17 protein-coding genes are annotated in these 19,083 nt (G+C 72.5%); 12 read left to right on the top strand and 5 right to left on the bottom strand.

Features of this window, described 5'->3' with window-relative positions:
• Positions 1-197 precede the first annotated feature (197 nt).
• The 9 genes from AVL59_RS37915 (at position 198) to AVL59_RS37955 (ending at position 12,671) form a co-directional block, all read left to right on the top strand.
• The gene (locus AVL59_RS37915; protein ID WP_067313691.1) at positions 198-1,724 is read left to right on the top strand and encodes a leucyl aminopeptidase; all 1,527 of its coding nucleotides are present in this window, start codon (positions 198-200) and stop codon (positions 1,722-1,724) included.
• Between the two features lie 387 nt (positions 1,725-2,111).
• Complete coding sequence (lpdA, locus tag AVL59_RS37920; protein WP_067313693.1) at positions 2,112-3,500, top strand: dihydrolipoyl dehydrogenase; 1,389 nt, start codon at positions 2,112-2,114, stop codon at positions 3,498-3,500.
• A gap of 61 nt (positions 3,501-3,561) precedes the next feature.
• Positions 3,562-5,331: a 2-oxoglutarate dehydrogenase, E2 component, dihydrolipoamide succinyltransferase gene (gene sucB / locus AVL59_RS37925; protein WP_067313695.1), complete on the top strand. Its 1,770-nt coding sequence runs from the start codon at positions 3,562-3,564 to the stop codon at positions 5,329-5,331.
• Positions 5,332-5,641: 310 nt separating this feature from the next.
• A complete protein-coding gene (locus tag AVL59_RS37930; protein WP_067313697.1) occupies positions 5,642-6,265 on the top strand; it encodes a GntR family transcriptional regulator in 624 nt (207 codons plus the stop codon).
• Positions 6,266-6,524: 259 nt separating this feature from the next.
• Complete coding sequence (gene aceE, locus AVL59_RS37935; protein WP_067313698.1) at positions 6,525-9,236, top strand: pyruvate dehydrogenase (acetyl-transferring), homodimeric type; 2,712 nt, start codon at positions 6,525-6,527, stop codon at positions 9,234-9,236.
• A gap of 106 nt (positions 9,237-9,342) precedes the next feature.
• A complete protein-coding gene (locus tag AVL59_RS37940) occupies positions 9,343-10,326 on the top strand; it encodes a helix-turn-helix transcriptional regulator (RefSeq protein WP_067313700.1) in 984 nt (327 codons plus the stop codon).
• Positions 10,327-10,385: 59 nt separating this feature from the next.
• Positions 10,386-10,904 (top strand): DUF4240 domain-containing protein, encoded by a 519-nt coding sequence (locus AVL59_RS37945; RefSeq protein ID WP_067313701.1) that lies wholly within the window; start codon positions 10,386-10,388, stop codon positions 10,902-10,904.
• A gap of 301 nt (positions 10,905-11,205) precedes the next feature.
• Positions 11,206-12,060, top strand: a complete 855-nt coding sequence (locus tag AVL59_RS37950) for a helix-turn-helix domain-containing protein (protein ID WP_067318219.1) — start codon at positions 11,206-11,208, stop codon at positions 12,058-12,060.
• 47 nt (positions 12,061-12,107) lie between these two features.
• Positions 12,108-12,671 carry a hypothetical protein gene (locus tag AVL59_RS37955; protein WP_067313703.1) on the top strand — a complete coding sequence of 188 codons (564 nt, stop codon included), beginning with the start codon at positions 12,108-12,110 and terminating at the stop codon, positions 12,669-12,671.
• On the opposite strand, the gene AVL59_RS52810 is transcribed toward AVL59_RS37955, so the two are convergent.
• The 4 genes from AVL59_RS52810 to AVL59_RS37960 form a co-directional block, all read right to left on the bottom strand.
• Positions 12,622-12,906, bottom strand: coding sequence for a hypothetical protein (locus AVL59_RS52810; protein ID WP_159400186.1), 285 nt, complete (start codon positions 12,904-12,906; stop codon positions 12,622-12,624). The two genes, AVL59_RS37955 and AVL59_RS52810, sit on opposite strands and share 50 nt — an antisense overlap.
• Positions 12,907-13,033: 127 nt before the next feature.
• Complete coding sequence (locus AVL59_RS51030) at positions 13,034-13,240, bottom strand: DUF397 domain-containing protein (RefSeq protein ID WP_208870512.1); 207 nt, start codon at positions 13,238-13,240, stop codon at positions 13,034-13,036.
• 259 nt (positions 13,241-13,499) lie between these two features.
• Complete coding sequence (locus AVL59_RS52815) at positions 13,500-13,718, bottom strand: hypothetical protein (RefSeq protein WP_159400187.1); 219 nt, start codon at positions 13,716-13,718, stop codon at positions 13,500-13,502.
• A gap of 65 nt (positions 13,719-13,783) precedes the next feature.
• Positions 13,784-14,647 carry a peptidoglycan recognition protein family protein gene (locus AVL59_RS37960; RefSeq protein WP_079147193.1) on the bottom strand — a complete coding sequence of 288 codons (864 nt, stop codon included), beginning with the start codon at positions 14,645-14,647 and terminating at the stop codon, positions 13,784-13,786.
• A gap of 199 nt (positions 14,648-14,846) precedes the next feature.
• Here AVL59_RS37960 and AVL59_RS37965 point away from each other — a divergent pair, with 199 nt between their 5' ends.
• On the top strand, positions 14,847-16,040 hold the full coding sequence (locus AVL59_RS37965; RefSeq protein ID WP_067313705.1) for a MarP family serine protease: 1,194 nt from the start codon (positions 14,847-14,849) through the stop codon (positions 16,038-16,040).
• A 14-nt stretch (positions 16,041-16,054) separates the two neighbouring features.
• On the opposite strand, the gene AVL59_RS37970 is transcribed toward AVL59_RS37965, so the two are convergent.
• Positions 16,055-16,543, bottom strand: coding sequence for a GNAT family N-acetyltransferase (locus tag AVL59_RS37970; RefSeq protein WP_067313707.1), 489 nt, complete (start codon positions 16,541-16,543; stop codon positions 16,055-16,057).
• A gap of 37 nt (positions 16,544-16,580) precedes the next feature.
• On the opposite strand from AVL59_RS37970, the gene AVL59_RS37975 reads away from it, so the two are divergent.
• The gene (locus AVL59_RS37975; RefSeq protein WP_067313709.1) at positions 16,581-17,474 is read left to right on the top strand and encodes a TIGR01777 family oxidoreductase; all 894 of its coding nucleotides are present in this window, start codon (positions 16,581-16,583) and stop codon (positions 17,472-17,474) included.
• Between the two features lie 193 nt (positions 17,475-17,667).
• Positions 17,668-19,032 (top strand): NAD(P)/FAD-dependent oxidoreductase, encoded by a 1,365-nt coding sequence (locus AVL59_RS37980; protein ID WP_067313711.1) that lies wholly within the window; start codon positions 17,668-17,670, stop codon positions 19,030-19,032.
• Positions 19,033-19,083: the final 51 nt, after the last annotated feature.

A 19,083-nucleotide genomic window follows, 5' to 3' on the forward strand; every position in this document is an offset into this window, starting at 1 on the left:
GCCACGCGCGGGTGAACACCCGCAGGAATGAGCGAGCGGGCACACGCGCGTAGTCTCGTTCCGGGTGTTCGCCGACAGGGTGAAGGCCCCGGTTGCCACATGCCCCCAGGCCTGGACCTAGGGTCGGCTCTCGGGCCCGGTCGACCCACCCCCCTTCGGCCACAGCAACTTCACATCGGAAGCGAGATTTCACCACCGTGACTGCTCTGACTCTCAGCACCGCCGCGGCGCCCGGCCTGCGGGCCGACGCGATCGTCGTCGGTGTCGCCAAGGGCGCCAAGGGCCCCGTTGTCGCGCCGGGCGCCGAGGCCGTGGACAAGGCGTACGACGGCAAGCTCGCCGGCGTTCTGGAGACCCTCGGTGCCTCGGGTGCCGAGGGCGAGCTGACGAAACTGCCCTCCCCGGCCGGCTTCAAGGCACCGATCGTGGTGGCGGTGGGCCTGGGCGCGGAGCCCGAGAAGGACGCCGGATACGACGCCGAGGCCCTGCGCAAGGCGGCCGGCGTGGCCGCCCGGGCTCTCGCCGGCTCCAAGAAGGCCGCGTTCGCCCTGCCCGTCGACGGCCCCGGCGCCGTCGGCGCGATCGGCGAGGGCGTCCTGCTCGGCGCCTACTCCTTCGACGCCTACAAGGACGGCGCCAAGGACGCCAAGGCCAAGAACGGCAAGACGCCGCTGGCCGAGGCCGCGCTGCTGGGCGGCAAGCCGCGGGACGCCGCCCACAAGGGCGCCGTCGCCCGCGCCGTCGCGGTCGCCGAGGAGCTGAACCGCTCCCGCGACCTGATCAACATGCCGCCGAACGACCTCACCCCGGCGACGTTCGCCGCCGAGGCGCAGACCGCGGCCAAGGAGCACGGCCTCAAGGTGCAGGTGCTCGACGACAAGGCCCTGGCCAAGGGCGGCTACGGCGGCCTCCTCGGCGTCGGCGGCGGCTCGGCCGCGACCCCGCGCCTGGTCAAGCTGTCGTACACGCACCCGAAGGCCGACAAGCACCTCGCGTTCGTCGGCAAGGGCATCACCTACGACTCGGGCGGCATCTCGCTGAAGCCGGCCGGTCACAACGAGACGATGAAGTGCGACATGAGCGGTGCCGCCGCCGTGTTCGCCGCGGTCGTCGCCGCCGCGCGCCTCGGCCTGGAGGTCAATGTCACCGGCTGGCTCGCGCTGGCCGAGAACATGCCGTCGGGCACCGCCACCCGCCCCGGTGACGTGCTGCGCATGTTCAGCGGCAAGACCGTCGAGGTCCTCAACACCGACGCCGAGGGCCGCCTGGTCCTGGCGGACGCGCTGTGGGCGGCCTCGCTGGAGAAGCCGGACGCGATCGTGGACGTGGCCACGCTGACCGGCGCGATGGTCCTGGCGCTGGGCAGCCGGACGTTCGGGATCATGGCCAACGACGAGGCATTCCGCGCCGCGGTGCACGAGGCGGCGGAGGAGGTCGGCGAGCCGGCCTGGCCGATGCCGCTGCCCGAGCACCTGCGCAAGGGCATGGACTCGCCCGTCGCCGACCTCGCGAACATGGGCGAGCGCATGGGCGGCGGGCTGGTCGCCGGTCTGTTCCTGCGCGAGTTCGTGGGCGAGGGGATCACCTGGGCGCACCTGGACATCGCGGGCCCCGCGTTCAACGAGGGCGGGCCGTTCGGTTACACACCGAAGGGGGGCACGGGTTCGGCCGTACGGACGCTGGTGCGTCTCGCCGAGCTGACAGCCGCGGGTGACCTGGGCTGACTCGCCTGAGGGCTCGGTCCGCTCCGTAGTACGGCGACCGCAGGGGCGTGGGGGTTGTTCGCGCAGTTCCCCGCGCCCCTTCGGGTCTGCCACCGCCTGCCTCCTCGCAGGTGAACCCCCGGGAGGGCGGGTTGCGCCCGCGCGGCGGAGCCGCGCGTCGAACACGGCCCCGCGCCCCTGCGGTCGGATGCCCCCGGCCTTCATTTCAAGGGGACGTGGGGTGTCTCACACCCCGGCCCGGCGTCTCGTCCGCCTCGAACAAGTGCAAAGATGGAGCCCGGCAGGACAGGGCCCCCACCGAAGGGCCGAAGCATCAAGCGGCCGGACACCAGCCGCCCGCCGGTCATCGTCGACCGGCCTACGGCGCACATGCATGGAGGACGTGACGTGGCGAACGACGCCAGCACCGTTTTCGACCTAGTGATCCTCGGCGGTGGCAGCGGTGGTTACGCCGCGGCCCTGCGCGGGGCGCAGCTGGGCCTGGACGTCGCCCTGATCGAGAAGGACAAGGTCGGCGGCACCTGCCTGCACCGGGGTTGCATCCCCACCAAGGCCCTGCTGCACGCGGGCGAGATCGCCGACCAGGCCCGCGAGAGCGAGCAGTTCGGCGTCAAGGCCACCTTCGAGGGCATCGACGTCCCGGCCGTCCACAAGTACAAGGACGGCGTCATCGCCGGCCTGTACAAGGGTCTGCAGGGCCTGATCGCCTCCCGCAAGGTGACCTACATCGAGGGTGAGGGCCGGCTGTCCTCCCCGACCTCCGTCGACGTGAACGGCCAGCGCGTCCAGGGCCGCCACGTCCTGCTGGCGACCGGCTCCGTGCCGAAGTCGCTGCCGGGCCTGGAGATCGACGGCAACCGGATCATCTCCTCCGACCACGCCCTCGTCCTGGACCGCGTGCCGAAGTCCGCGATCATCCTGGGCGGCGGTGTCATCGGCGTCGAGTTCGCCTCGGCGTGGAAGTCCTTCGGCTCGGACGTCACCGTCATCGAGGGCCTGAAGCACCTCGTCCCGGTCGAGGACGAGAACAGCTCGAAGCTTCTTGAGCGCGCGTTCCGCAAGCGCGGCATCAAGTTCAACCTCGGCACCTTCTTCCAGAAGGCCGAGTACACCCAGGACGGTGTGAAGGTCACCCTCGCCGACGGCAAGGAGTTCGAGGCCGAGGTCCTGCTCGTCGCCGTCGGCCGCGGCCCCGTCTCCCAGGGCCTCGGCTACGAGGAGCAGGGTGTCGCCATGGACCGCGGCTACGTCCTGGCCGACGAGTACATGCGGACCAACGTTCCGACCATCTCCGCCGTCGGCGACCTCGTCCCGACGCTCCAGCTCGCGCACGTCGGCTTCGCCGAGGGCATCCTGGTGGCGGAGCGTCTGGCCGGTCTGAAGGTCGTTCCGATCGACTACGACGGTGTGCCGCGGGTGACGTACTGCCACCCGGAGGTCGCCTCCGTCGGTATCACCGAGGCCAAGGCCAAGGAGATCTACGGCGCGGACAAGGTCGTCGCTCTGAAGTACAACCTGGCGGGCAACGGCAAGAGCAAGATCCTGAACACCGCGGGCGAGATCAAGCTCGTCCAGGTGAAGGACGGTGCCGTGGTCGGCGTCCACATGGTCGGCGACCGCATGGGTGAGCAGGTCGGCGAGGCCCAGCTGATCTACAACTGGGAGGCGCTGCCGGCCGAGGTCGCCCAGCTCATCCACGCCCACCCGACGCAGAACGAGGCGATGGGCGAGGCGCACCTGGCGCTCGCCGGCAAGCCGCTGCACTCCCACGACTGAGCCTTCGGTCAACGGGCGCGACGACACAGACTTCCGCAATTCGTTAGGAGCAACCGAAACCATGGCGGTTTCCGTAACCCTTCCGGCGCTCGGTGAGAGCGTCACCGAGGGCACTGTCACCCGCTGGCTGAAGGCAGAGGGCGAGCGCGTCGAGGCCGACGAGCCGCTGCTCGAGGTCTCGACCGACAAGGTCGACACCGAGATTCCCTCGCCCGCCGCCGGTGTGCTGGCCTCCATCAAGGTCGCCGAGGACGAGACGGTCGAGGTCGGCGCCGAGCTGGCCGTCATCGACGACGGCACGGGCGCGCCCGCTGCCGCTCCGGCCCCCGCGGCCGCCGAGGCTCCGGCCCCGGCCGCAGAGCCCGCCCCGGCCCCCGTCGCCGAGGCCCCCGCCGCCCCGGCCCCGGCCGCCCCCGCTGCCCCGGCCGGTGGCGCCCAGGGCACCGACGTGGTCCTGCCCGCGCTCGGTGAGTCCGTCACCGAGGGCACCGTCACCCGCTGGCTGAAGGCGGTCGGCGAGAGCGTCGAGGCCGACGAGCCGCTGCTCGAGGTCTCCACGGACAAGGTCGACACCGAGATCCCGGCGCCCGCCTCCGGCGTGCTGCTGGAGATCGTGGTCGGCGAGGACGAGACCGCCGAAGTCGGCGCCAAGCTCGCCGTCATCGGCGCCGCGGGTGCGGCTCCGGCCGCCGCCCCGGCCCCCGCCGCTCCGGCCCCGGCCCCCGCTGCCCCGGCCCCGGTGGCTCCGGCCGCCCCGGCCCCGGCCGCTCCGGCGCCCGCGCCCGCCCCGGTCGCCGCCGCCCCGGCTCCGGCCGCCCCGGCCCCCGCGCCGGTGGCTCCGGCCCCGGTCACCCCGGCTCCGGCCGCTCCCGCCCCCGCCGCCCAGGCGACGGACGAGGGCGCCTACGTCACCCCGCTGGTGCGCAAGCTCGCCGCCGAGAACGGCGTCGACCTGGCCGCTGTCAAGGGCACCGGCGTCGGCGGCCGTATCCGCAAGCAGGACGTCATCGCCGCCGCCGAGGCCGCGAAGGCCGCCGCGGCCGCTCCGGCCCCGGCCGCTGCCGCCGCCCCGGCCGCCGCCAAGAAGGCTCCGGCGCTGGAGGTCTCCCCGCTGCGCGGCCAGACCGTCAAGATGACCCGCATCCGCAAGGTCATCGGCGACAACATGGTCAAGGCGCTGCACGAGCAGGCCCAGCTGTCGTCGGTCGTCGAGGTCGACGTCACCCGCCTGATGAAGCTGCGCGGCCAGGCGAAGGACTCCTTCGCGGCCCGCGAGGGCGTCAAGCTCTCCCCGATGCCGTTCTTCGTCAAGGCCGCCGCCCAGGCGCTGAAGGCCCACCCGGTCATCAACGCCCGGATCAACGAGGCCGAGGGCACGATCACCTACTTCGACACCGAGAACGTCGGTATCGCGGTGGACTCGGAGAAGGGCCTGATGACCCCGGTCATCAAGGGCGCCGGTGACCTCAACATCGCCGGTATCGCCAAGGCCACGGCCGACCTGGCCGGCAAGGTCCGCGCCAACAAGATCACCCCGGACGAGCTGTCCGGCGCGACCTTCACCATCTCCAACACCGGCTCGCGCGGCGCGCTGTTCGACACGATCATCGTGCCGCCGAACCAGGTCGCGATCCTCGGCATCGGTGCCACGGTCAAGCGTCCGGCCGTCATCGAGACCGAGGAGGGCACGGTCATCGGCGTCCGCGACATGACCTACCTGACGCTCTCCTACGACCACCGCCTGGTCGACGGCGCCGACGCGGCCCGTTACCTGACGACGGTCAAGCAGATCCTCGAGACCGGCGAGTTCAGCGCCGAGCTGGGTCTGTAAGGCTCGGGAGCCGCACAGCGGTACGGCAGAGCCCCCGTCCGGAGTCCTTCTCCGGGCGGGGGCTCTGCGCGTACCGACGGTCGCTCGTGCCGTCCTCTCGACCTCCATGCCCAGCTCGGCGGCGCCGACGGCGTACTCGCTCTCGTCGAACCCGTCCGTGCGCGGAATGCTTCCCCACAGGGGCGGGCACCTCTCTGTAACAGGTATCACCTGTGGCGAGAGCTACCGTGCCCCGCCCGTCCGGGGCCCACGGCCGTATTGTCTAAGGGTCCCGCCGACCCGCCGGGTCCGCACTGCCAAGGAGCCCCCCATGACCGCGCCCGTCGTCCACTCGCTGCGCGAGCAGATCCGCGAGCACATCGTGGAGGGGATCGTCAGCGGGCGCTGGCAGCCGGGCGAGCGGATCGTCGAACGGCGGATCGCCACCGAGCTGGAGGTCAGCCAGACCCCGGTCCGCGAGGCCCTGCGCGAGCTGGAGTCGCTGCGCCTGATCGAGTCCGCGCCGAACAAGGGCGTCCGGGTGCGGAACCTGACCGCGGCCGACCTGGAGGAGAGCTACCCCGTCCGGGCCGGCCTGGAGGCCATCGCGGCGGAGCTGGCGGCCGACCGCCTCGCGGAGGACTGCTCGGCCCTGGAGCCGCACGTGCTGGCCCTGTACGAGGCCGACCGCGAGGCCGACGGCACGGCCCAGGTGCGCCACACGGTCGGCTTCCACCGCGAGCTGGTCCGCGCGGCGGACAACTCGGTGCTGCTGCACACCTGGGAGGGCCTGGGCATCGAGGTCTTCACGGCGCTGTCGATCCGCTGGCTGGGCACGGTGCAGCAGTCGTACGCCGAGGAGCACGAGGAGCTGGTGCAGGCCTTCAAGCGGCGGGATCCGCGGATCGCGGAGCTGGTGAAGGCCCACGTGCTGGGCTGCGCTCCGCGCGCCTGAAGCAGCCGAGCATCCCCGCGCTCACCTGCGAAAACACTGCCGTGACACGGCACCCGGTGCCCACTTCAAAGGCACCCGGTGCCTATTTTCTCGGAATCAAGAGGTTTTCACCCTCAACCCTTTGATCGATCATCGATCAGGGAGTTACAGTCGCCGACGGACTTCCACCGAAGTCCGCTGCCCTGTCCTGCCAAAGACCAAGGGCACCCCCGAACCCTTACCGATGAGGGAACCCCCTTCGACTGAGGAAGGCGGCGACATGACCGACCCCAACGCCATCCAGCCGAGCGCGCTCGACCAGCTCCCCGACCGCGATCCCGAGGAGACCGCCGAGTGGCGGGCCTCCCTGGACGCCGTCGCCAGGGAGGCCGGGCCGCACCGCGCCGCGTACCTGATGCGACGCACGCTGGAGCGCGCCGAGGCGGGCGGCATCGCGCTGCCGAAGCTCCTCGAGACCGACTACGTCAACACCATCCCCACCGCCGCCGAGCCGGACGTCCCCGGTGACGAGGCGATGGAGGCCCGGATCACGGCCTGGAACCGCTGGAACGCGGCCGCCATGGTGACCCGCGGCTCGAAGTACGGCGTCGGCGGCCACATCGCCACCTTCGCCTCCGCGGCCTGGCTCTACGAGACCGGCTTCAACCACTTCTTCAAGGGCAAGGAGTCCCAGGAGGCCGCCGGCTCCGGCGACCAGCTGTACATCCAGGGCCACGCCTCCCCCGGCATCTACGCCCGCGCCTTCCTGGACGGCCGGCTGAACGAGGGCCACCTCGACAACTTCCGCCAGGAGTCCGGCGGCAACGGCCTGCCCTCCTACCCGCACCCGCGCCGCCTGCCCTGGCTGTGGGAGTTCCCGACGGTGTCGATGGGCCTCGGCCCGCTCTCCGCGATCTACCAGGCGCGCTTCAACCGCTACCTGACCAACCGCGGCATCAAGGACGTCTCCGCCTCGCACGTGTGGGCGTTCCTCGGCGACGGCGAGATGGACGAGCCGGAGTCGACGGCGGCCCTCGCGCTCGCCGCCCGTGAGGAGCTGGACAACCTCACCTTCGTCATCAACTGCAACCTGCAGCGCCTGGACGGCCCGGTCCGCGCCAACTTCAAGATCGTGCAGGAGCTGGAGGCCCAGTTCCGCGGCGCCGGCTGGAACGTCGTCAAGACGCTGTGGGGCTCGGCCTGGGACGAGCTGTTCCAGCTCGACACCACCGGCGCGCTCGTACGCCGCCTGCGCGAGGTACCGGACGCGCAGATCCAGACGTACCAGACCCGCGACGCCGCCTACATCCGCGCCGACTTCTTCGGCAAGGACCCGGCGCTCGCCGAGATGGCGCGGCTGCTGAGCGACGACAAGATCCTCGAGATCTTCCACCTCTCCCGCGGCGGCCACGAGGCCCGCAAGGTCTACGCCGCGTACAAGGCCGCGGTCGAGCACAAGGGCGCGCCGACCGTGATCCTGGCCCAGACGGTCAAGGGCCACACCCTCGGCGAGGGCTTCGCGTCGAAGAACGCCAACCACCAGATGAAGAAGCTGACGGTGGACGAGTTCAAGACGATGCGGGACCTGCTGGACCTGCCGATCAAGGACAGCGACTTCACCGACGGCCAGGTTCCCTACGGCCACCCGGGCGCCGACTCCGCCGAGGTCCGCTACCTCCAGGAGCGCCGCGCGGCCCTCGGCGGCCCCGCCCCGGCCCGCCGCGTCCACCCGCTCGCCCCGCTGCCCGCCCCCGCGGAGAAGGCCTTCGCCTCCTTCGACAAGGGCTCCGGCTCCCAGAACGTGGCCACCACCATGGCCTTCGTCCGCCTGGTCAAGGACCTGGTCCGCGACAAGGAGACGGGCAAGCGCTGGGTGCCGATCGTCCCCGACGAGGCGCGCACCTTCGGCATGGAGTCGCTGTTCCCGTCGCTCGGGATCTACTCCCCCAAGGGCCAGACGTACGAGCCGGTCGACCGCGACCAGCTGATGTACTACAAGGAGGCCAAGAACGGCCAGATCCTCAACGAGGGGATCACCGAGGCCGGCTCGATGGCCGACTTCATCGCCGCGTCCACCGCGTACGCCACACACGGCGAGGCGATGATCCCGTTCTACATCTTCTACTCGATGTTCGGCTGGCAGCGCACGGCCGACCAGATGTGGCAGCTCGGCGACCAGCTCGGCCGCGGCTTCCTGGTCGGCGCGACGGCGGGCCGTACGACCCTGACGGGCGAGGGCCTGCAGCACGCCGACGGCCACTCCCCGGTGATCGCGGCCACCAACCCGGCGGCGCTGACGTACGACCCCGCCTTCGCCTACGAGGTCGCGGTCGTCGTACGTGAAGGTCTGCGCCGGATGTACGGCGAGGCCAAGCCGGGCGAGGACCAGAACGTCTTCTACTACCTGACGGTCTACAACGAGCCGCTGCCGCAGCCGGCCAAGCCGGCCGGGCTCGGCATCGACGAGGGCATCGTCAAGGGCCTGTACCGCTTCAACACGGCGGAGTCCGCGGGCGTGACCGCCCCGGCCAACGCGCCGCGCATCCAGCTGCTCGGCTCGGGTACGGCGATCCACTGGGCCCTGCGGGCGCAGCAGCTGCTCGCCGAGGAGTGGGGCGTGGCCGCCGACGTGTGGTCCGCGACCTCCTGGTCGGAGCTGCGCCGCGACGCGATGGAGGCCGACGCGGCCCTGCTGCGCGGCGAGGAGCGCGTGCCGTACGTCCGTCAGGCGCTGCAGGGCGCCGACGGCCCGGTCCTCGCGGTCTCCGACTACATGCGCCAGGTCCCGGACCAGATCGCGCAGTGGGTCGAGCAGGACTGGTCCTCGCTGGGCGCCGACGGCTTCGGTCTGTCGGACACGCGTGAGGCCGCCCGCCGCCACTTCGGCGTCGACGCCGAGTCGATCGTCGTCGCGGCCCTGGCCCAGCTCGCCAAGCGCGGCGAGGTCAAGGCGACAGCGGTGAAGGAAGCCCGGGAGAAGTACGGGCTGTAGTCACCGACGAGGTGCTGTGAAGGGGTACGGCTGCTGCCGTACCCCTTCTCGTTCTCTCCTCGGCTTCGCCGCCTTCGCTGTCGGTGGCCCCCGGCATCATGAGGTCATGCGTGCCGCCCGCCTCATCAAGATGGTGCTTCTCCTCCAGTCACGGGTCTCCATGACCGCCGCCGAGCTGGCCCGGGAGCTGGAGGTGTCGGAGCGGACCGTGACGCGGGACGCGCAGGCGCTGTCGGAGGCGGGGGTGCCGGTGTACGCGGACCGGGGACGGGCCGGCGGGTACCGGCTGGTGGGCGGATACCGGACGCGGCTGACGGGGCTGGCACGCGGCGAGGCGGAGGCCCTGTTCCTGAGCGGGGTGCCGGGGGCGCTCAGGGAGATGGGGCTCGAGGACGCCGCCTCCGCCGCCCGGCTGAAGGTCTCCGCCGCGCTGCTGCCCTCCGTGCGGGACGCCCCGGAGAGCGCCGCCCAGCGGTTCCATCTGGACGCGCCCGCCTGGTTCCGGGAGCCGCGGACGCCCGCGCTGCTGCCCGTGATCGCCGAGGCGGTGTGGGACGACCGGTGCGTCAGCGCCCGGTACCGGCGGCGCGACGGTGAGGTGGAGCGGACGCTGGAGCCGTACGGGCTCGTGCTGAAGGCCGGCGTCTGGTACCTGTGCGCGCGGGTGGCCGACGACGGCTCCGTCCGGACCTACCGCATCGACCGGTTCACCGCCGTCGACGCCCTCGCCGGGCGATTCCCCCGGGACCCGGACTTCGACCTGCCCGGCTGCTGGGCCGAGCAGGCCGAGCGGTTCGCCCGGTCGATCCTGCGCGCCGAGGTCGTCGTACGGCTCTCCCCCGAGGGCGTGCGCAGGCTGCCGTACGCCCTCGAACCGCTCTCCGTGCGGGAGGCGCTGGCGGGCGCGGGCGAGCCGGACGCCGAGGGGTGGGTGACGGTGACCGCGCCGGTGGAGTCGGAGGAGGTGGCGCACTCCCAGCTGTCGGCGCTCGGGCCCGAGGCCCAGGTGCTGGCGCCGGCGAGCCTGCGGGAGCGGTTCGCGCGGGACGCGGCCGCGCTCGCCGCGCTGTACGGGCATGCGGACGCCTGATAACGATCCGCCGCACTCCGCGTGCGTCCCACCGGCCGAGGCACGATGCTGGTGCCGTGATGGACGAGACGGAGTTCTGGGAGCTGATCGACACCACCCGCGAGGCCGCCGAGGGCGACCCCGAGGAGCAGGCCGACCTGCTCGTGGACCGGCTGCTCCAGCTGGACCCGGACATGGTCCTGGACTTCGCCCGCCACTTCGAGGCCCGCTACAACCGGGCCTACCGCTGGGACCTGTGGGGCGCCGCCTGGGTGCTGCTGGACGGGGCCAGCGACGACGCGTTCGACTTCTTCCGGTGCTGGCTGATCGGCCAGGGGCGGGAGGTCTTCGAGGGCGCCGTGCACACCCCGGACTCGCTGGCCGGACTGCTGGGCGACTTCGACGAGGAGATCGACGGCGACGGCGAGGAGCTGGGCTACGCGGCGGACGAGGCGTACGAGCAGCTCACCGGTACCGTCGCCCCGGACCTGGGTATCGCGCCGGCGCCCGCCGAACCGGAGGGAACGCCGGTCGACTTCGAGAACGAGGCGGTCCTCGCCGGGCTCTATCCCAAACTTTGGGAGCGTTTCAAGGGCTGATTCCGCCACCAAACTCGACCGAAAACGTTCCATCAGGCCCGCCGAACGACCCTCTTACCGGTCTGAGCTGCGGATTCAACCACTTCCGCGGTATCTCCCGCCCCACAGGACACACCGTCAGAAACCGTGCGCCAGGGGCGTGTTCCACGTTTTCCGTGCGCCGGGGGTAGGCTGAGCCACATTCCGCAGGGCAGCCAGGTAGCAGGACGCCCCGAGCAGGTTGCCACCGGCAGTCTGCCAGGTGGCAACCTGCCGGTGGCGGCTCGAAGTCATCCTCGACAAGAATCGGGACCGCGAGGAGATGACATCGAAAGATCCGGCTCTGGAACGGCGCAGGGTGCGTCTGGCCCTGCGCAACTACCGCAATGACGCGCACATCAGCCAGCCCGAGGTGGCCGAGCGCCTGTCCTGGTCACCGTCCAAGGTCATCCGCATCGAGGGCGGCTCCGTAGGGGTGTCCGTGACCGACCTGCGCGCCCTCCTCGATCTCTACGGCGTGACGGACGACGCGATCCGCCGCGACCTGGAGCAGGCCACCCGGGACAGCCGGCGGCCGCCCTGGTGGAGCGCGTTCCGGGAGGTGGTGAGCCCGCAGTTCGCCACCTACCTCGGCCTGGAGGGCGCGGCCTGCGAACTGTCCTCCTACGACCCGACGCTCGTTCCCGGCCTGCTGCAGACCGAGGGCTACGCCCGCGCCCTGCTGGCGGACGGCCGGCGCCCGGCCGACCGGACCGACGCGATCGTCCGGCTGCGGGCCGAGCGGCAGCGGCGGCTGCTCCAGGAGTCGGCCGAGCCGCGGCTCAGGTTCCTGGTGGACGAGGCGGCGCTGCGCCGCTTGATCGGCGGGCCGCAGACCATGCGCGAGCAGCTGGAGCGGCTGAAGTCCGCGGCCCGCGTCCCGCACGTGGAGCTGAGTGTCGTGCCCTTCACCCTGGGCGCGCACCCGGTACTGCGCAACGGCTCGATCGCGCTGACGTTCCGGGGCGGCGACGACGTGCTCTTCGTGGAGGGCCCGAGCGGCGCGCTGACGACCCGCGACGACCAGGACGCCGTCGACGAGTACCTGGCGAGGTTCGAGGAGTCGCGCCACGAGGCCGTGTCCGGCGACGCGGCGATCGGCTTCATCGACGAGGTACTGGCCCAGTACCCGTCCTAGCACTTCCACCGCACTGGAGACAGTCGGGCAGAGATCGGAGAGGGCCCGTGGCGGGTGTCTTCACCTGGATACGGCAGTGGCGGGCGGGCGACGGCGCCGGCCCCGGCGCACCTGTGCCCGGGCCCGCGGGCGAGCCGACGGAGCGGGCCGGCGAGGAGATACCGGGCGACACACAGGACCCGGACCCTCCGCTGCCCGAGCCGGGCGGCGGGCCCCGGGGCGGCAACGACATCGCCTCGCCCCGGGACGTGCTGCCGGAACGGCCGCCCACCGTCAACGACCTGGTGCTCTACTTCATGCACTCGGTCTTCGGCTCCGACCTCGCCCTGAAGAGGTTCCTCAAGGTCCTCACCCGCCTCGCCGTCATAGGCGTGGTGGGCTACGCCGCCGTATGGGTCGTCTCCCTCGTCATCCACGTCCTGTTCCAGAAGATCGCGCCGGGATCCGCCCCGTCCCTGGGCAGCCTGAAATGGAGCGTCACCGGACTGGGCAGCGGCACCGCGCTCGTCTTCGGCGGCCTGCGAATACGCAGGTGGCGCAAGAGCCGTGGGCAGCGCCCCGCTATTCCTCCGCCCGGAACCGCTGAGGAAGCCGGCGAGCGGCAGCCGTAGCCCCCCGGTCGAGCAGCACCCCCGCGAGGGCCGCCGTCACCGCGCCCGAGACCCCCCAGACCCACGGCCGCAGTTCCGGTGCCACCGCCAGCGAGAGCAGAACGCCCACCAGCGTCGCCGTGCCCCCCGAGACCACGAAGCCGATGACGAGCAGGACGACCAGGGGCAAGAGCGCTCTGCCCCGCGGCCGGTCCGCGTTCCCGACGGGAAGCGACGTCTTGGCGGAATCCCCCATCTCGCCCCCAGGCGACTGAATTGGACTCTGGTGGTGATGCGGATGTCTTGTCACTGCTGGGCCCAATCGAAGCACAGCCACCCCCCGTCCCTGTCCTCACCCCGGTCCCATGGCCGGGAAACGCCCCTCACGCCGGCCCTTCCAGGGTTCTACCGCATAACGCGCGCAGGAACTCCTCCCAGGCCGGAGCCTCGAAGGCGATGAGATGCCCGTCCGGACGATGCGACGCACGCACCCGAACTCCCCCGTCCGTCAGGGCGACTTCCACGCACTCGTACGGATCGCACGCACTGCTTTTGCGCCAGCCGAGCGCGAGCAGGTCACCGTCACCCACCCCTGACTCCCCCTCACCCCACGGTCGGCGACCGGACGGTTGGAGGCCGCTACGTGCCTGGAAACCCCCGTATTTCCCGCTTGCGCCGATCCGCACGCACCGTACCGCACACGCGCGGAGCCCCGCAGGATGACGGCGGGAGTGGCCAGTGCGCGGCTCGACCCGACCGCCGGTCACTCACTCCTGCCTCACTTTTGCCCTGAAAAGGCTAGGCTGTCCGAAGCCGTGCGCCAAGTTGCAATCAAGCCCGATTTCCTTGTCACACAAGGGACTTGACGCCCTCCCGGGCCGGCGCGTGCAGCGGCGGCGCGGCGTTGGCCCGGTCGAGGGCCGAGGCGGTGGCCGTGGCCGGACCGACCACGACGGCCGCGGCGGCACGGACCACGGTCCAGGGTCCGCGCACCATCCGGGCCCACGGGGAGCCCGCCCCCGCATTCCCCCGCGCCCGTGCGTCCTGCCGCCGGGTACGACCGCCCATCGTTGCCCCACCTCCAGTCGGTGCGCCCCTGGGTGAGCGCGTGCCTCGACGGTAGGGCGGCGGGCTCAGCGGGCCCGGTGAGCCGGCTGTGACACTCCTGTGCGCGCGTGGCGCGTCGTCGTACGGCCCTGCAGCCGGGCCGCGGTCCGCCTGATCTCCGGGAGCCGGGCGGCCAGGGCGGCGCCGGGGCAGCTGGTCCGGAAACCGTCGTTGTGGCCGGCCACGACGGGCAGCGAGGCGGTGGCCCCGGCCTTGTAGCGGCTCTGGCCGTTGCTGGAGACCAGACGGGTGCGGGTGCGCGGGTCGATGTCGGCGAGGCCGAGTTTCCAGGCGGCGAGGGCGGCGATCGCGTCGGTCATGGCGCGCGGGACCGGAACGCCGTCGGTGAAGGTGCCGAGGGCGGCGACACCGGCGGTGCGGTGGTTGAAGCCCTGGGCGTGGGCGCCGGTGACGGGCCGGTCGACGCCTCCGGCGCGGCCCTCGTAGATGGTGCCGCAGCGGTCGACGAGGAAGTTGTAACCGATGTCGTCCCAGTTGCGGATGCCGGTCTGGCCGGCGTACAGGGACCGGATGATGCGGGGTGCGTCGGCGCAGTCGTAGGTGTTGGGCGAGTCGGTGTGGTGGACGAAGACGGCGACCACCTTGTCGTCGTAGCGCGGGGGCGGCTGGCCGTGCCCGGCGGTGGTGCGGTCCAGCCAGAGGGAGCGGGGCACGATGCGTGGCCGGGCGGCGCGGTGGGCGGCGGCGGGCCGGCCCGCCGCCGGGCCGGCCGGCTTGAGCGTCGTGGGGCGCTCGACGCCGCCGGCACACAGGGTCAGCGCGAGCGGGGCGGTCAGACCGGGCAGACATCCGAGCAGCACCAGCAGGCTGCCGGACCCGTGAGCGGCCCGCCGCCTCGGTGCCCGCGGTGTTCGTCGGAAGACACGCATGGACCCACTGTCGGGCCGATCTTCGCGGCCCGCGATGTGTGCTGTGCCACCCGGTGGAACCATCGTCCTGGTCCAGGACGTTTCTGGGGGTATACGCACACGTGGCCGGTTCGCTGTCCGGTGGCCTTTCACGCGCGCGTGACTGATCATCGGGCCCGTCCCGCCCGTATGAAAAGGGGTCCGAGAGAAAGGCGGCTCCGTGGACCTGCTCGACCTGGTGCTTGTGCTGGTGATCCTCGTCTACGCGGCGTCCGGATACCGGCGTGGGCTGGTGACCGGCTGTGTGTCGCTGGCCGGGTTCGTGGGCGGTGCGGTCGTCGGTGTGTGGGTGCTGCCGTGGGTGACCGGTCTGGTGGCGCGGGGATCGGCCGAGGCGACCGTGCTGGCGGTGCTGACCGTGCTGGTGCCGGGAATGGTGGGACACGAGCTGGCGGGCCGGCTGGCCCTGCGGCTGCGCCGGGAGCTGGACCGGGAGGGGCGGGGTCCGCTGCGGGTGGTGGACGGCATAGGGGGTGCGGCGGCCAACTCGGTCGCGGTACTGATCGTGGCCTGGGTCGCGGCGAGCGTGCTGGCCGCGTCCTCGTCGCAGACCCTGTCGACGGCCATACGGAACTCGGCACTGCTGGGCGCGGTGCAGCAGACGATGCCGGACACGACCCCCGTGTGGTTCTCCCGGGCCACGTCCGCGCTGGCCGAGGCGGGCTTTCCGCAGGTCTTCAACCCGTTCGAGAACGAGTCGACGGCCCAGGTGGCCCGGCCCACCGGCGACAGCGTCACGCCCTCGGCGACGGACGCGGCCAGACGGAGCACGGTGAAGATCGAGGGCGCGTCCGGCACGGAGGGCCGGGAGGGCAGCGGCTTCGTGTACTCCTCGCGGCATGTGATGACGAACGCGCACGTGGTGGCGGGCATAGAGCACCCGAGCGTGCGGGTGGGCGGGGTCGGGCGGTCGTACGAGGCCCGGGTGGTGCTCTTCGACCCGGACCGGGACGTGGCGGTGCTGTACGTGCCCGGGCTGCGCGCCCCGGTGCTGCGGTTCGACGGGAGCGCGGTGCGCGGCGACGCGGCCGTGGTCGCGGGCTATCCGCAGGACGGCAGCCTGAACCTGCAGGCGGCCACGGTGGCGAACCGGGTGCGGGCGACCGGCCAGAACATCTACAACGACCGCACGGTCACCCGGGAGATCTACTCGATCCGCTCGACGGTCCGGCCGGGCAACTCCGGCGGCCCGCTGCTGACCACCGGCGGCCGGGTGTTCGGCGTGGTCTTCGCCCGCTCCACCTCGGACGCCGAGACGGGGTACGTCCTGACGGCGGACGAGGTGTCCGGCGACGCCGGGCGCGCGGCCACGGCGACGACGCCGGTGGACACGGGCCGGCTGATCACCTCGTAGCGCTCACGCGGCGCTCACAGGGAGCGGCCCATGATCACGTCGTCGACGTACTCCCCCTGGAGCAGGAACTCCTCGGGCAGCACGCCCTCGACCACGAACCCCTCGGACGCGTAGAGCCGGCGGGCCGGGGTGTTGTGCCCGAGCACGCGCAGGGTGATGCGGCGCGCGCCGCGCACCCGCGCCTCCTCGATCGCGGCCCGGATCAGCGCACGGCCGACGCCCTTGCCCCGGGCCTCGTCGCGGACGGCGAGTCCCTGGATCTGGCGTACGTGCGCGTTCGCGGCGAGCGGGGTCGGGAAACCGAGGAGGACATAGCCGACGAGGCACCCGTCGAGCTCGGCCACCAGCGTGTCCTCGGGGGTGTGCCGCTCGCCGAAGAAGGGGGCGTAGGGCGGCCTCGGCTCGGGGACGACCGCGTGCAGCGTCGACCAGGTGACCCTGTCGAGGAGGGCCAGCTCCCGGTCGTCCCCGGGCAGGGCGATGCGTATGTACGGCTCCGGCATGACGGCCACCTTAGACGCGAAGGTGAAGGATGGGGGCATGGAACGTTCGCGAATCGCGGTGGCCGGCGCGTCCGGTCTGATCGGCAGCGCCCTGGTACGGTCCCTGGCCGCCGACGGGCACGAGGTGGTGCGCCTGGTCCGCCGCGCGCCCCGGGACGGGAGCGAGGTCCGCTGGGACCCGGAGCGGCAGCGGGTGGACGCGGGCGGGCTGGCCGGCTGCGACGCGGTGGTCAACCTCGCGGGGGCGGGGATCGGCGACCGGCGCTGGACGCCCGAGTACAAGCGGCTGATCCGGGACAGCCGGGTGCTGGGCACGGCGGCGCTGGCCGAGGCGGTGGCCTCGCTGGACGTCCCGCCGCGCGTGTTCGTGAACGGCAGCGCGATCGGCATCTACGGCGACACCGGTGACCGGGCCGCGGACGAGGACACACCGCCCGGGGACGGTTTCCTGCCGTCCCTGTGCGTGGAGTGGGAGGAGGCTGCGGCGCCCGTGCAGGAGGCGGGCGTGCGGACGGTGTTCGTGCGCACGGGGCTCGTGGTCGCGCGCGGCGGCGGGGCCTGGGGGCGGCTGTTCCCGCTGTTCAAGGCCGGTCTGGGAGGGCGCATGGGCGACGGGCGGCAGTACTGGTCGTACATCGCGCTGCACGACGAGGTCGCCGCGATCCGGCATCTCGTCGACCACGGGACGCTGTCCGGGCCGTTCAATCTGACCGCGCCGCGGCCGCTGACGAACCGTGAGGTCACCGAGGCGATGGGGCGGGTGCTGCGCCGGCCGACGCCGTTCGCCGTGCCGGCTCCGGTGCTGCGGACGGTCCTCGGCGAGATGGCCGGGGAGGTGCTGGGCAGCCTGCGGGTGGTGCCGAGTCGGTTGCTGGAGTCGGGGTTCACCTTCGCGTTCCCCGGCATCGAGGACGCGATCCGCGCCGCCTGACATCACATCAGGATCCTTCTGAGACCTCCTGCGACCTCTTGTGACCGCATGCGACCGGCGTGCGACCGTGCCCTGTCGATGCGCGACTGTCCTTGACCGATCACGGCCCTAACCTCGACCCGAACTCGGGTATCCCCGGGGCCTGTTGGGGGCATGACGTCTCCACCGGCCGCGCAACCACAGGAGGGGCCTCGTGCTTGAGCCCGCGAACCAGGTGGACGTCGTCATCGTGGGAGCCGGAATCGCCGGACTCTCGGCGGCCCATCGGCTCACCAGCGCAGGAGTAACGACCGCAGTCCTGGAGGCCGCCCCTTACCCGGGCGGCCGTATGTCGACCGAGAAGGTCGACGGCTTCCGGCTCGACCGCATCGGACAGCTTCTGTCCACGTCCTACCCCGAGCTCCGCCGCACCCCGGGGCTCGGCTCGCTCACCCTGCGCCGCTTCGCGCCGGGCGTCCTGCTGCACCGCGACGGACGCACGCACCGGGCGGGCGCACCGGCGGCCGGAGGGAGCGCAAGGGGCGCACTCCATGTGGTGCGCGCCCTGGCAAGCGCCCCCCGGGGTTCTGCGGCCTCGCCGGGCCGGGCCGGTGCGCCGTTGGGCGGCGCGGTCGACCAGGCCCGGCTCGGCACCGCCCTGGGCCGGATCGCCGCCACCCCCGTAGAACGACTGCTGTCCCGGCCCGAACTGCCCGCCGCGCAGGCCCTCGCGGCGCGCGGGGTGCCCGCCCGGACGATCGAGGGCTTCCTGCGTCCGCTGCTCGCCGCGCTGCTGTGCGACCCGGAGCTGACCACGTCCAGCCGGTGCGCCGACCTGGCGCTGCACTCCTTCGCCGGGGGGCGGCTGTGCGTACCGGAGGGCGGCGCCGAGGCGCTGCCGGAGCAGCTGGCCCGCGCGCTGCCGGCCGGCATCGTGCACACCGGGGTGCGGGTCACCTCCGTGTCCACGACCTCGGTGACCACGGCCGAGCACGGTGAGATCCGCTGCCGCGCGGTGCTGCTGGCGACCGACGCGCGGGCCGCGGCCGAGCTGCTGCCGGGCCTCAGGGTGCCGGGCTTCCATCCGGTGACGATCCTTCACCACACCACGGACGATCCGTCGGCGGTCTTCGCGACGGGCACGTCGCTGCTGCTGGACGCCGACCGGGGCGGCCCGGTGGCGCACACTGCGGTACTCAGCGCCGTGGACCCGAGCCGGGCGCCGGCCGGCCGGGTCCTGATCTCGTCGACGGTCCTGGGCACCCCGCCCGAGGGCATCGACACCGCCGTCCGTATCCACCTCGCCCGGCTCTACGGCACGTCGACGCGCCGGTGGGAGACGCTGGCGGTGCATCACACGCCGGAAGCGGTACCGGCGATGCGCCCGCCGCACGACCTGCGCCGCCCCGTGCGCCTGCTGGCGGGCCTGTACGTCTGCGGCGACCACCGCGACACCAGTACGGTCCAGGGCGCGCTGCACTCCGCCCACCGGGCCGCGTCGGCGATCCTGGCGGATCTGGGGGCGGCAGGGTCGATGCACCATGGGGATCCGGCACCGACCATGCCCAGGGCGGCGTGACCCCCTGAGGGGGCGCGGGGAACCGCGCGACCGGCCGCGACGGCGAGCACC

This window comes from Streptomyces griseochromogenes (genome assembly GCF_001542625.1).
In the GTDB taxonomy this organism is placed as follows: Bacteria; Actinomycetota; Actinomycetes; order Streptomycetales; family Streptomycetaceae; genus Streptomyces; species Streptomyces griseochromogenes.

Bases quoted from the DNA above. Each gene is read 5' to 3' on its own strand.
- AVL59_RS52815 (WP_159400187.1), bottom strand. From the start codon at position 13,718: ATGGGCGGTCGTACCCGGCGGCAGGACGCACGGGCGCGGGGGAATGCG.
- AVL59_RS37970 (WP_067313707.1), bottom strand. From the start codon at position 16,543: ATGCCGGAGCCGTACATACGCATCGCCCTGCCCGGGGACGACCGGGAG.
- AVL59_RS37930 (WP_067313697.1), top strand. From the start codon at position 5,642: ATGACCGCGCCCGTCGTCCACTCGCTGCGCGAGCAGATCCGCGAGCAC.
- AVL59_RS37960 (WP_079147193.1), bottom strand. From the start codon at position 14,647: ATGCGTGTCTTCCGACGAACACCGCGGGCACCGAGGCGGCGGGCCGCT.
- AVL59_RS52810 (WP_159400186.1), bottom strand. From the start codon at position 12,906: ATGGGGGATTCCGCCAAGACGTCGCTTCCCGTCGGGAACGCGGACCGG.
- AVL59_RS37940 (WP_067313700.1), top strand. From the start codon at position 9,343: ATGCGTGCCGCCCGCCTCATCAAGATGGTGCTTCTCCTCCAGTCACGG.
- sucB (WP_067313695.1), top strand. From the start codon at position 3,562: ATGGCGGTTTCCGTAACCCTTCCGGCGCTCGGTGAGAGCGTCACCGAG.
- aceE (WP_067313698.1), top strand. From the start codon at position 6,525: ATGACCGACCCCAACGCCATCCAGCCGAGCGCGCTCGACCAGCTCCCC.
- AVL59_RS37945 (WP_067313701.1), top strand. From the start codon at position 10,386: ATGGACGAGACGGAGTTCTGGGAGCTGATCGACACCACCCGCGAGGCC.
- AVL59_RS37950 (WP_067318219.1), top strand. From the start codon at position 11,206: ATGACATCGAAAGATCCGGCTCTGGAACGGCGCAGGGTGCGTCTGGCC.
- AVL59_RS37975 (WP_067313709.1), top strand. From the start codon at position 16,581: ATGGAACGTTCGCGAATCGCGGTGGCCGGCGCGTCCGGTCTGATCGGC.